Raw genomic sequence first — 12,488 nt, forward strand, 5'->3', positions numbered from 1 at the left:
GGCGCGCGCCCCCCCCCCCCCCCCCCCCGGCCCCCCCCCCCCCCCGCGCCCGCCGCCCCCCCGGGGTCGGCGCGGGGGCGGTCGCGCGCCGCCCGCTCGATCCGGGCGACGTCCGGGTGCGAGCGGTCCGGCAGGCCGAGCACGGCGGCGCTCGCCGCGAGCAGCCGGGCCGCCTCGTCGGGCCGGTCCCGGCGCAGCGCCAGGTCCGCGACCCCGACCAGGACGCGCGCGATCGTGGGCGCGTGCCCGCCCTCGGCCGCCGCCTCGCAGGCCGCCGCCCGGTGCCGACGGGCCTCTTCGAGGTCGTCGGCGAGGTAGCCGAGCAGGTCGCGGGTCCCGGCGCGGACGTACGCCTGCTCCGCGTCGTCGCCCAGCAGCTCCGCCACGACGCCGAGCTGCCGGCGGGCCTCCTCCGCGTCGCCCCGCCACCGGGCCAGCTCCGCCTTCGACAGGGCGAGGTGGGCGAGCGCGCCCGGCCAGGTGACCCGTCGGGCGCACCGCTCCGCCTCGGCCGTGGCGGCCGAGGCCGCGTCCTCGTCGCCGAGCAGCCAGTACAGCTGGGCCTGCCGCGACCGCAGCCGGATGACGTCCTCGGTCGCGCCGACCTCGGTCACCACCACGACCGCCTGCCCGTACAGCTCGCACGCCTCGGCGAACCGGCCCCGGGTGGCGATCCGGTCCGCCAGCTCCGTCAGCGCGAACGACGTGCCGAACCGCTCGCCGAGCGCGCGGAACTCGGCCAGCGCCGTCCCCAGGTGCTCGTCCGCCTCCGGCCCGCCCTGGCCGAGCACGACCCGCGTCTTGCCCAGGTGCAGCCGGGCCAGCGCGCGCACCCAGGGGTCCTCGTCGGCCAGCAGCGACTCCCACGCGGGCAGGACCGCGTCCGGGTTCCGGATCATGTGCTCCAGCGGCACGACGAGCCTCAGCGCCGGGTGCCGGCTGCGCACGCGCAGGCCGATGTCGTAGGCGCGGTGCACCCACTCCGCCACCTGGTGCTCGCCGGCCGGCCCGGTCGTGACGAACATCGAGATGAGGCCGCACACGATGCCGCGGATCTCGTCGGGCACCTCGCCGGGCGTGGCGTTGGCCGCGCCGATCAGCTCCATGCCCTCGGACTTGTGCCCGGCGAGCCACCAGTACCAGCCGGCGGCCGCGGCGAGCCGCATCGCGCCGTGCGCGTCGCCGGCCGCGAGCGCGCCGCGCATCGCCGCGCCGAGGTTGTCGTGCTCGGCCGCCAGGTCGGCGAGCCACGCCAGCTGCTCGGCTCGGCGCAGCCGCGGCTCGGCGGTCTCGGCCAGCTCGGTGAAGAACGCGAGGTGCGCCTGCCGCGCCCGGTCGGTTTCGCCGGCCTCGGCCAGCCGGTGCGCGGCGTACTCCCCGATGGTGCCGAGCATCCGGTAGCGCGGCGCGCCGTCGCCGTCGGCGACCAGCAGCGACTTCTCGGTGAGCGCGGTGAGCAGGTCGGGCACCTGCCACGACCCGACGTCCCCGCCGGCGCAGACCCGCTCCGCCGCCTCCGAACGCGCGCCGCCCGCGAACACCGACAGCCTGCGCAGCACCGCGCGTTCGGCGTCGCTCAGCAGTTCCCAGCTCCAGTCGACCACCGCGCGCAGCGTCTTGTGCCGGGGCAACGCGGTGCGGCTGCCGCTGGTCAGCAGGCGGAACCGGTCGTCGAGCTGGTGGGCGAGCTGGTCGAGGGTCAGGGTGCGCAACCTGGCCGCGGCCAGCTCGATCGCCAGCGGCATCCCGTCCAGCGCCCGGCAGACGTGCGCCATGGTGGACCACGTGCGGGCGTCCGGCACGAGGTCGGGGCGCACCGCGGCGGCCCGGTCCCGCAGCAGCCGGACGGCGGGGGAGGACTCGACCTCCGCGGCGTCGGCGTCGGGCGACGGCAGGGCCAGCGGCACGACCGGCCACAGCGCCTCGCCGGTGATGCCGAGCGGTTCCCGGCTCGTCGCCAGCACCCGCAGCCGCCGGCACTCGCCGAGCACCCGGTGGGCGAACGCGGCGGCCGACTCGATCACGTGCTCGCAGTTGTCCAGGACCAGCAACGCCTCCCGGTCGCGGATGGCGGCGATCACCCGGTCGGTCGGCTCCGCATTCGGCGCGTCGCCGAGCAGCGCGTCCCGCAGGCCCAGCGCGGCCAGCGCCGCCTGCGCGACGTCGTGCCGGCCGCTCCCGCCGGCCTGGTCGCCGTCCGCGCCGAGCGGCGCGAGTTCGACCAGCCACGCGCCGTCGGGCAGGTCGCCGAGCAGCGTGCGGGCGGTCTCCGCGGCCAGCCTGGTCTTGCCCGAGCCGCCCGGCCCGATGAGGGTCGTGAGCCGGTGCTCGGCGACGAGCCCCCGCACCGCGGCCACGTCGGCGTCCTTGCCGATGTAGCTGGTCAGCTCGGCGCGCAGGTTGGTCTTGCGCCGCTCCTCGCGCCGTCCCCGTCCCAGCTCGCCGCGCAGCAGCGCGACGTGCAGCGCGGACAGCTCCGGCGAGGGGTCCACGCCCAGGGTCTCGGCCAGCGCCTCGCGGGTGCGCTGGTACACCAGCAGCGCCTCGGTGTCGCGGCCGGCCGCGACGTGCGCGCGCATCAGCGCGGCGACGAGCCGTTCCCGCAGCGGGTGCGCGGCGACCGCGTCGGTCAGCTCGGTGACCAGCCCGGCGGCGTGGCCCAGCTCGACCTCCGCGTCGAAGCGGTCCTCCGCGGCGGTCAGGCGCAGCCCCTCCAGCCGGGTCACCGCCGCGTCGAACGCCGCGCTGTCCACCAGCCCGACGTCCTGCAGGGCCGCGCCGCGCCACAGGTCGAGGGCCTCGCGCAACAGCGCGACCCGGCGCGGTCCGTCGTCGTCGCGGGCGCGGGCGAGGAGGCGTTCGAACCGGACGGCGTCGACCGCGTCGGGGTCCACCTCCAGCCGGTAGCCGTCCGGCTGCCCCTCGACCGACCCCTCCGGCAACGCCTTGCGCAGGCGGGAGACGAGGCGCTGCAACGCGTTCGCGGCGTCGGCGGGCGGGTGCTCGCCCCAGATCCAGTCGACCAGCGCCGCCTTCGCGACCACGCGGCCGGGGTCGAGCGCGAGGGCGGCCAGCAACCCGCGCAGCCGCGCGCCCGGCACGTCGGCGCGGACGCCGTCGTCCGCGCGCACCTCGAACGGCCCCAGCATCCCGATCCGCACCGGGCCGATTTTGTCATGAGCGCCCGTCACGTCTCCGGCACGTCTCGCGCGCCGCGTGGACGGCCGGCCCGCCGTGCCCGGCTCGTCGGCGTTCGCGCTTTCTCCCGTGAATTAGGGTGAACGGCCAAAATGTGAGTGGCACACCCCGTCGCTGAATCCGGACTATTCGGGTGCGATCGGCTCGGTCTACCCGTTGCCACCTGGGGTGACTTTTATATCGATGCCCCGGTCAAGTGGTTCGATGGGTAATTAATGAATCGCCCAACGCGTGTGATTGCGGTCACATTTCCTCGTGAGGGGGACTAGGTCGCAGGTCGCGGATTTACAGTCGGCAGCGATTCGCCAGGCCGCGTTTCGAACCCCTCCGGCACCGCCGCCGCGTTCCCGGCCTGATCGACATCACGTCCGACCCGGGGGAAACGACGCACGTCCACGCGCGCCCGTTCGCGGGCGGCTCCCCCCTGCCGTGCCACAGACAGGAGGCGCTTCGGTGCAGCCCGCGTTCTCAGTCCTGTCCGGAACCGACCACGCGGGGAAGTCCGTCGTGATGCGCGCGTTGGCGGCCGAGGAGCCGACGTGGCGACTGGTCTCGGTGGACGACGACTTCCTCGCCCCCGAGCACGGGGTCGTGTCCCGGCTCAAGTCCGACCTCGTCCGGGAAACCCTGCCCGGCCTGGGCAAGCACCACTCGCCCGACTTCGTGGCGAGCCTCCTGCAGACGGCGGTCGTGCACCTGCGCGACCAGCTCGTGGACGTCGGTCCACACCGACCGGTCGTCGTGGACTCGTACTACTACAAGATCCTCGCCAAGTGCCGCCTGATCGGCGCGGACGAGGAGATTTTCGGCTGGTGGCGGGGGTTCCCGCAGCCGAGGCGGGTGCTGTTCCTGGACGTGGACCCGGCCGAGGCGTGGCGGCGCAGCGGTGAGGGCGCGCGGGCCAACCGGCTGGAGTTCCACGGCGAGCACGTCGACCGCGACGCGTTCGCCTCCTTCCAGACCGAGCTGCGCGCCCTGATCCTGGCCGAGGTCGCGCACCTGCCGGTGGACGTGGTGCCGCCGGGCGACGTGGCGACCGCCGTCCGGCGCGTCCGCGAGGCGGTGGCCCGTGAGCACGGCTGAGCGCGGGTGGGGCGACGCGCACGTCAAGGCGTACCGGGAGCGCGTGTTCCGCGAGCGCGACCTGCTCACCAGGGCGGCGGGCGAAGCGGCGCAGTGGCAGCAGCGCGTGCTGGAGGACCTGCTGGAGTTCAACGCGGGCACGGAGTTCGGCCGCGCGCACGGGTTCGGCCGGATCCGGACGGTGGACGACTTCCGGCGCGCGGTGCCGGTGCACGGCTACGACGACCTGGAGCCGTGGATCGAGCGGATGGCGGCGGGCGAGCGGCACGTCCTCACCGCGGACGCGCCGGTCGTGTACTTCACCAGCAGCGGCAGCACCGGCGCGCACAAGAAGGTGCCCGTCACGCCGAGGTTCATGGCCACCACGTTCTTCCCCTTCTTCTACGCCGCGTGGGCGCCGATGGTCGAGCACCACCCCGACGTGGTCGGGCCGGACGCGGTGCTGAACCTCAAGCAGGACCCGCTGCCGGTGCCCGGGACCACCAAGGACGGCCGGCCGCACCTGGGGGCGAGCCAGGTCGACTTCGGGGCCGCGTTCGGCGAGCCGCTGTCGGCCGAGCCGGGCACGCGGGCGCGGTGGGCGGCGCTGCCGGTCGACGTGGCCGCCGACGCCCACCTGGAGAAGGCGTACCTGCGGCTGCGCCTGGCCGTGGAGCACCCGGATCTGCGTGGCGTGATCGGCATCAACCCGGCCGCGGTGGCGGCCCTGCCGCACCAGCTCACGACCTGGTGGGACCGGATCGTCCGGGAGATCCGGGACGGCACGGTCGGCGGCGCGCGGGTGGTCGACCCGAATCCGGCGCGGGCCGCCGAGCTGGACGCGCTGACCCGTCGCTTCGACCCGGTGCGGCCGGCGCACGTGTGGCCGCGCCTGCGCGTGGTGTTCTGCTGGACCGGCGGCGTCGCCGCGCTGTACCTGCCCCGCCTGCGCGAGGAGTACGGCATCGGGGTCGAGGTGCTGCCCGCGCCGATCGCCGCGTCCGAGGGGCCGACCGCCGTGACGCTCGACCGGCACCCGCGCGCGGGCAGCCTGGTCGTCACCGCGTCGCTGTACGAGTTCGTGCCCGCGGACGAGCCGGTCGGGCCGGACGTGGCGACGCTGCGGGCGCACGAGCTGGAGCCCGGCCGCGAGTACCAGGTGATCTACAGCCACGTGGGCGGGCTCTACCGGTACGCGGGCGGCGACGTGGTGCGCGTGGTCGACGCGCTGGGCGGGGTCGCGCGCGTCGAGTACGCGGGCCGCGCGACGGTCAGCGACGCGGCGGGGGAGCGGCTGCGCGAGTCGCACGTGCTCGGCGCGGTGACGGCCGCGCTGGACGAGTCGGGGCTGGAGGTGCGCAACCTCTCCTGCCGCGTCGTCGGCGGCACGCCCGGCTATGAGTTCGCCGTCGCGCCGACGACGCCGTGGAGCGACGCCGAGACCGCGCGGATCGCCCGCCGCCTGGACGCGCACCTCGCCGACCGGTCCGCGGGCTACCGGGCGGCCCGCGCCGAGGGGCGGCTGACCGACCCGACCCTGCGCCTGCTCGACGCCGACGCGTTCCACCGCGACTGGCACGCGCGGGTCGAGGAGGGCACCCGACCGGCGCAGGTGAAGGACCGCCTCTTCCGCACCTCCGACGCGGACTGGCACCGCCTCGTGGGCGACCGTGCCACCACCGCTTTCCCGCCCGCCGAGGGGCATCGCCCCGTCGGCGACCGCTCGGCCGCGACTTCCGGCTCGGGCGACCGGGCCACCGCTTCCACCTCCGCACACCCTGGGGACCGGCCATGACCGCCGACATCGGCCACCTGCTCGACTCGGTCGAGCGCACCGCACTGCTCACCGCCGCGCTGCGCGCCGCGGAGACCCGCCGGGACGACCGGCTCTACCACGACCCGTACGCCGCCGCGTTCGCGGGCGGGATCGGGCTGTCGCTGCTGGCCGAGATCCGGCGCGTGACGTTCCCCGAGGCGTCGCCCCGCACGCTGCCCAGCACTCCCGACTACAACGCCATCCGCACCCGGTTCTTCGACGACCTGCTCGTCGAGGCCGCCGGTCGGCCGCACGGTCGGCAGGTCGTCATCGCGCCGTCCGGCATGGACTCGCGGCCGTTCCGGCTCGCCTGGCCGGACGGGGTGCGCCTGTTCGAGATCGACCGGCCGCCGGTGGTGGCGGTGAAGGAAGCGGTGCTGGCGGGCCTCGGCGCCACGCCCGCCGTGGACCGCGCCACCGTGGCCGTCGACCTGCGCGACGACTGGGAGGACCGGCTCGCCGCGGCCGGGTACGACCCGGCGTCGCCGTCCACGTGGCTGCTGGAGGGCCTGCTCTACTACCTCCGCGAGGACGACGTCCACCGCGTGCTGGAGCGCGTGCGGGCGGTGACCGCGCCGGGCAGCGTCGTGATCGCCGATGTCGTGAACTCGGCCGCGCTGACGCTGCCGACCATGCGCGGCCTGCTCGACGTCTTCGCCGGCTGGGGCTGCCCGTGGCTGTTCGGCTCGGACGAGCCGGAGGCGTTGTTCGCCCGGCACGGCTTCGAGGCCGTCGCGCACCAGCCCGGCGACCCGGAGGCGGACTACGGCCGCTGGCCGGACCCCGTGCCGCCGCGCGAGGTCGCGGACGTGCGGCGGGTGTTCTTCGTGCGCGGCGTGCGGGTGTAGGCCGTGGACGTCGTGATCGCGGGCGGTGGCGCGGCCGGGCTCGCCGCGGCGCTCGCGCTGGCCGACGACGGCCACCGGGTCGTCGTGCTGGAACGGGGGTCCGCGCCGCCACCCGGCCCGGCGGCGCGGGCGGGCGAGGTGTGGCGCCGCCCGACATCGCCCCAGTCCCGGCACGCGCACACCCTGACGTCGTTCGGCGTGGCGGCGCTGCGCGGGCACGCGCCGGCGCTCCTGGCGGATCTGCTGTCCGCCGGCGCGTCGACGGTCGACCTCACCACGGCCCGCCCACCGGGCGAAGCCGTGCCGGGCGACGCGGAGCTGGTGGCGCTGGCGTGCCGCCGGTCCACGTTCGACGTGGTGCTGCACCGGCACGTCGCGGCCCGGCCCGGCGTGGACCTCCGGTACGGGACCAGGGTCACGGGCCTGGACGTGACCGGCGGCCGGGTGACCGGCGCGCGGGTCGGCGCTCACGTCGTGCCCGCCGACCTCGTGCTCGACGCCACGGGCCGCCGGGCGGCCGGCAGGCAGTGGTCGCACGCGCGGGGCGTCGCACCCGCGGCCGTCCGGACCGGGCCGACCTCGGTCGCCGCCTACGTGCGGTTCTACCGCCGGCGCGGGCCGTTCGGCCCGCTCAACCGGGGCAACGCGGCGGGTGTGCTGGCCGACCACTACGCGGGTGTGCTGCACCCCGGCGACAACGGGACGTTCTCGGTCGCGTTCGGCGTGCTGCCGCAGGACGACGGACTGCGCGCGTTGCGCGACCCGGAGGTGTTCGACGCGGTCGGGAGGGTCACGCCCTGGGTCGGGGACTGGCTGGACGACGCCGTGCCGCTCGGCGACGTGCGGGTGATGACGTGCCCGCCCAACGCGTTCCACGCGCCGGAGTCCTCGCCGACCGGGCTGGTGGCCGTGGGCGACGCGGTGTGCGTGACGGACCCGCTGTTCGGGCGCGGTGTGTCGCTCGCGCTGGCGCACGGGTTCGCCCTCGCGGGCCTGGTCCGCGCGCACGCCGTGGCGGACCTGGGGGCAGCCGCGGCGGCGCTGGCCGACGAGCTGCTGCTGCCATGGTTCCGGCAGGCGTGCGAGGAGGGCGAGGACCGGATCGCGCGGTGGCGGGCGTCGGTGGCGGGGACCGCGGCCGACCGGCCGCCGACGGCGTTGAGGGCGGCCGGGGCCGCCGCCGCGGCGAGCCGCGACCCGGAGCTGTGGCGCGGTGTGGTCCGGGTGCTGATGGGGCTGGACCGGCCGGACGCCTTGACCGCGCCGCCGTTCGCCGACCGGGTGCGGCGGGCGCTCGCGGCGGGGCCGCCCCTCCCGCCGCCGGGCCTGCCCGACCGGTCGGCGTTGCTGGCCGTGGCCGCGAGGGCCGGGAGGAGGGCACGTGTCGATCTCGCAAGCGGACCGGACGGCGACCGGGTGGCGTGACCCCGTCCCGGTGGTCGGGCGGCGCAGGGTGCTGCTCGCGCCGGTCACCGTCACCCCGACCAAGCCGTTGACGCCCAGCCACCTCAAGGGTCTGCTGTGGACGGACGTGGTGCACCGCGCCACCGAGCCGCTCGCCGACGTCACGCACCGCAGCAGCCACACCGCGTTCGCCCCCTGCGAGCAGACCGTCGGCTTCTGGGAGTACCTGGACCGCACGGTCGGCGACATCGACTACTCGGGCATGTCCGAGGACGAGGTCGGCGAGCTGTACGTGCGCTACCGGGCCGACGGCGACCGCGCGCCGTTCGCCGCCTGCGTGCCGTACCTGGAGGCGATCGAGCGGCACGGGTGGGTCCACCCGGCCAGCGCGCGGCTGCTCGCGGCCCGCGTCGACCAGTACCGGCGGCTCGGGCTGCGCGACCCGGGCCTGACCGCCCACCAGCCGCCGGGGATCGGCCTGGACGAGGCGATCGAGCGGCTGCACGACCTCGGGCTGTGCCTCGACCTGCGGGCCGACGGCGGTCCGGTGTACGTGGACGCGACCCGGGCCGGCGTCCCGCTGCGGCAGATCGTCGGGGCGGACGGGCGGCCGAACCACCTGGCCTGCGCGTTGCGCGACCTGCTGCCGCTGGCCGCCTCGCACGACGAGGTGGTGCTGCTGCACGACCGCGGTCTGGAGCCGGACTACCTGCTGCTGCACCGGGTGCTGGGCCGCCTCGGGCCGAGGGTGCGCCGGATCTCCCTCGGGCGGGTGCCGATCGACGGGCGCGTCGAGTCGGCGCGGCACGGCGGGTGGCGCGGGCACTCGGCGGCGGCGTTGCTGGCGGCGGTCGAGGGGCGGCACGACGAGGACGCGGTGCGGCTGGGGATGCGGCTGTACTTCATCGGCGTGCTCGGGCCGGGCGACCACGACTCGTTCCGGGCCGACCTGCTGGACCGGTGCCTGGTCCGGGCGCGGCGGGTGCTCGACGCGGCCGTGCCGACCGGGTGGCCGGCGGTGCTGGACGGCCTGGCGGCGCAGCGCGGCGCCAAGGGCGCACCCGGCGGGGACGTGCCCGCCCACGTCGACGCCTACCGGCTCACCACCGGCCTGCTCTCCCGGCGGCGGCGTGCCCCGTCGCGCGAACTGCTGGCGGAGGTGTTCACGTGAACCTGACCCAGGACCTGTTGCACGACCACGTGGTCCGCCGGATCACGCGGGCCCGGCCCGACCTCGCCGACGCCCACGATCTGTCCACAGTGGAAGGTCTGCGCGCGGTGGAGGGCGCCGCCGCCGACACCGACGTCGTGGTGCTGGCCGTGGTGCGGCACTTCGACCTCGCGGCGTGGGTGCGCGGCACCGTCGGGTTCGCCGCGCGGCTGTCCGCGGTGGACGGTTGGCGGAAGTCGTTCACGAAGACCGTGTTCCTGGCGGGCAACCCGGCGAACCTGGTCGACCGCTTCGCGTTCCACCACGTCGACGAGACCGGGGCGGTGGCGTGGACCGCGCCCGCCCCGGCCGCCGACCGCCCGGCGCTGCGCCGGCTGCTGCGGGCGTTCGTCGGCGAGCGCGAGCTGTCGGTCGGGGCCGACGTCGTCATCGACCTGCCCGGCGGCGGCCCGGCCGCGGGGGTCGGCCGGGTGCTGCACATCGCCGCGCCCGGCATGACCGTGGCGCAGGCGTTGGTGCACCTCAACCACCTGCTGGTGGAAGCGGTGCTCGACGGCGCCCTCGCGCCCGGCGACCGGCTGACCGTGCGCCGCGTCCCGCGCCTGGTCGGCCTGCCCGGCCCGTTCGACGCGCTGCGCGTCGCCACCGACCCCGCGGCCCCCGGCCGGCTGCGCGCCCTGATGGCCCTGACCAAGGAGGTGAGTGGTGCCTGACCTGCGGTTCGGCTACCACGGTTCGCTCGGGCTGCCGCACGCGGCGGTGCGGGCGGGCGGGTACGCGCTCGACCGGGTCGAGCTGGTCGAGTACGACGTGCGCGACCCGTTCGCCCCGCTGCGCGCGGGCCGGGTGGACGTGATGACCAGCAAGTTCGACCACCGCCAACCGGACCTGGTCTACAGCCGGCCGATCGGCTGGGACCCGCGGGCCGTCCTGGTCGCGCCCGACCACCCGCTCGCCGCCCGCGCGGAGGTGTCGGTGGAGGACGTGGCGGACCACCTCGCGTTCCACCGCCCCGGCCACATGCCGGAGGAGGTGTGGGACCGGATCGTGCCGCCGATGACGCCCGGCGGCAAGCCGATCCGGCGGGCGTTCCCGCTGACCACCGTGCCGGAGCTGATGCGGGTCGTCGCGTCGGGCGCGGGCGTGCACCTGACCGTGCTGTCGATCCGCGACGTCGCACCGCCGACGGTGCGGGTGCTGCCGGTGGTGGACCTGCCGCCCGGCGAGGTGAACCTCGTCCACCTGCCGGACGCGCCCCCGCACGTGCCGCGGTTCGTGGCGGCCGCGGAGGCGGTACTGGCACGGGTGGAGGTGGCCCCGTGACCGTCGTGCTGCTGCACGCGCTCGCCGCCACCCCGGCCATGTGGTCGGAGGTGGACGCCGGGCCGTCCGCGCTCGCCCCCGACCTCTACCGGCTGGGCGTGGGCACGCCGTCGCTCGACACCGTGGCCGACGGCCTCGCCCGGCTGCTCGACGCCGCCGCGGTGGACCGCGCCGTGCTGGCCGGGTGCTCGCTCGGCGGGTACGTCGCCATGGCGTTCCTGCGCCGGCGGCCGGACCGCGTGTCGGCGCTCGCGCTGCTCGGCACGCGGGCCGCCGCGGACGACGAGGGGACCGCCGCCCGGCGGCTCGGGTTCGCGGCGCGGGTCACCGACCCCGTCGCCGGTCCCGCCCTGACCGCCGCGACCACTCCGCTGCTGCTCGGCCGGACCCACCGCGAACGCCTGGTGGGCCGGGTCGGCGCGATGGCGCGCGCCGTCGCGCCGGAGGACGTCGCGTGGGCGCAGCGGGCGATCGCGGCGCGGGCCGCGTCCTACGACGTGCTGGCGGCGTTCGACCGGCCGGCCGTGGTGCTGGTGGGGGAGGAGGACGAGCTGGTGTCGCCCGACGACGCGCGGGCGGTGGCCGCGGCGCTGCCCCGCGGCCGGCTGGAGGTCGTGCCCGCGGCGGGTCACCTGCTGCCGGTGGAGGCCCCGGAGGTCGTGACCAAGGTGTTGGCGGAGCTGGCGGAGGAGGTCGCGTGACGGCCGTGGACCACGCCCGGTGGGGCTTCACCGCGTCGACCGGGCTCGCGTTCACCCGCGTGGACATCGTGGACGCGCACTTCGACGCGTGCCTGACCACGTACCTCGACCTGCTGCGCCGGTTCGGGGTGCGGCCGGGGTGGCACGTGCTGGACGCGGGCGCCGGCGGCGGGCGGTTCCTGCCCTACCTGGCCGACCTGGTCGGGCCGGCGGGCAGGCTGTCGGCGCTCGACCTGGCGGCGGAGAACGTCGCGCTGGTCCGGGAGCGGTGGGCGTCGCTGGCCGTGCTGGACGACGTGCGGCAGGGGGACGTGACCGCGCTGCCTTACCCGGACGACATGTTCGACGCCGCGTGGTGCGCCAACACGGTGCAGTACCTGGACGACGACGCGTTGCGGCGTGCGCTCGCCGAGTTGAGGCGGGTCGTCAGGCCCGGTGGGCTGGTGGGAGTGAAGGACCTGGACGCGAGCACGATCACGGCGCGTCCCGGTCCGCCGTTCCTGTTCGCGGACTTCTTCCGGGCGGCGGCGTCCCGGTCGGCGTACGCGCGCAACCTGCTGCGCGGCCGGGACCTGTACCGGTTCCTGCGGGAGGCCGGGCTGTCGGAGGTGCGGCAGCACACCCTGCTCGCGGAGCACTTCGCGCCGTTCGGCGAGGCCGAGCGGTCGTTCTACGGGCAGTCCTGCGCGAGCCTCGCGGCGCAGGCCGGCTACGACCCGGACTGGCGGGTCATGCGGGACCCGGACGACCCGGCGCACCCGTTGAACGCGCCGGACGGCTACTTCGCCGAGGGCGCGGTCCTGGCCGTGGGCACGGTGTAGGACGCCCGGGGGAGCACAGCCGGACGTGGGGGGGGCCGGGGGGCCCCGGCCCGCCCGGGCGCCCCCCACCCACACCCGCCCGGCGCGGCCCCGCCGGCCCCCCGCCGGCCGCCCGGGCGGGGGGGGACAGGGGAGCACCCCCGC

At 76.6% G+C, this 12,488-nt stretch carries 10 protein-coding genes; 9 read left to right on the forward strand and 1 reads right to left on the reverse strand.

The window, feature by feature from the left end; genetic code table 11:
• Positions 1 to 3,161: BTAD domain-containing putative transcriptional regulator (locus tag ACFXGA_RS36810; RefSeq protein WP_378096641.1), on the reverse strand; the 3,161-nt coding region annotated here is incomplete at its 3' end.
• A 490-nt stretch (positions 3,162 to 3,651) separates the two neighbouring features.
• Between ACFXGA_RS36810 and ACFXGA_RS36815 the strand changes: the two genes are divergently transcribed.
• The 9 genes from ACFXGA_RS36815 to ACFXGA_RS36855 are packed head-to-tail and all read left to right on the forward strand — an operon-like array spanning position 3,652 to position 12,344.
• Positions 3,652 to 4,281 carry a hypothetical protein gene (locus tag ACFXGA_RS36815; protein WP_378096644.1) on the forward strand — a complete coding sequence of 210 codons (630 nt, stop codon included), beginning with the start codon at positions 3,652 to 3,654 and terminating at the stop codon, positions 4,279 to 4,281.
• Positions 4,268 to 6,055 (forward strand): GH3 auxin-responsive promoter family protein, encoded by a 1,788-nt coding sequence (locus ACFXGA_RS36820; RefSeq protein ID WP_378096647.1) that lies wholly within the window; start codon positions 4,268 to 4,270, stop codon positions 6,053 to 6,055. Before ACFXGA_RS36815 ends, ACFXGA_RS36820 begins: the two co-directional genes overlap by 14 nt.
• Positions 6,052 to 6,924 carry an SAM-dependent methyltransferase gene (locus ACFXGA_RS36825; protein WP_378096649.1) on the forward strand — a complete coding sequence of 291 codons (873 nt, stop codon included), beginning with the start codon at positions 6,052 to 6,054 and terminating at the stop codon, positions 6,922 to 6,924. The genes ACFXGA_RS36820 and ACFXGA_RS36825 overlap by 4 nt, the downstream gene beginning before the upstream one ends.
• Before the next feature lie 3 nt (positions 6,925 to 6,927).
• Positions 6,928 to 8,349, forward strand: a complete 1,422-nt coding sequence (locus tag ACFXGA_RS36830) for an NAD(P)/FAD-dependent oxidoreductase (RefSeq protein ID WP_378096652.1) — start codon at positions 6,928 to 6,930, stop codon at positions 8,347 to 8,349.
• On the forward strand, positions 8,306 to 9,499 hold the full coding sequence (locus ACFXGA_RS36835; protein ID WP_378096655.1) for a hypothetical protein: 1,194 nt from the start codon (positions 8,306 to 8,308) through the stop codon (positions 9,497 to 9,499). Before ACFXGA_RS36830 ends, ACFXGA_RS36835 begins: the two co-directional genes overlap by 44 nt.
• Positions 9,496 to 10,212 carry a DUF6182 family protein gene (locus ACFXGA_RS36840; protein WP_378096658.1) on the forward strand — a complete coding sequence of 239 codons (717 nt, stop codon included), beginning with the start codon at positions 9,496 to 9,498 and terminating at the stop codon, positions 10,210 to 10,212. The genes ACFXGA_RS36835 and ACFXGA_RS36840 overlap by 4 nt, the downstream gene beginning before the upstream one ends.
• The gene (locus ACFXGA_RS36845; protein ID WP_378096661.1) at positions 10,205 to 10,822 is read left to right on the forward strand and encodes a LysR family transcriptional regulator substrate-binding protein; all 618 of its coding nucleotides are present in this window, start codon (positions 10,205 to 10,207) and stop codon (positions 10,820 to 10,822) included. The genes ACFXGA_RS36840 and ACFXGA_RS36845 overlap by 8 nt, the downstream gene beginning before the upstream one ends.
• The gene (locus ACFXGA_RS36850; protein ID WP_378096664.1) at positions 10,819 to 11,523 is read left to right on the forward strand and encodes an alpha/beta fold hydrolase; all 705 of its coding nucleotides are present in this window, start codon (positions 10,819 to 10,821) and stop codon (positions 11,521 to 11,523) included. Before ACFXGA_RS36845 ends, ACFXGA_RS36850 begins: the two co-directional genes overlap by 4 nt.
• Positions 11,520 to 12,344, forward strand: coding sequence for a methyltransferase domain-containing protein (locus ACFXGA_RS36855; protein WP_378096667.1), 825 nt, complete (start codon positions 11,520 to 11,522; stop codon positions 12,342 to 12,344). Before ACFXGA_RS36850 ends, ACFXGA_RS36855 begins: the two co-directional genes overlap by 4 nt.
• Positions 12,345 to 12,488: the final 144 nt, after the last annotated feature.

Origin of the sequence: Actinosynnema sp. NPDC059335 (assembly GCF_042752395.1) — a bacterium.
In the GTDB taxonomy this organism is placed as follows: domain Bacteria; phylum Actinomycetota; class Actinomycetes; order Mycobacteriales; family Pseudonocardiaceae; genus Actinosynnema.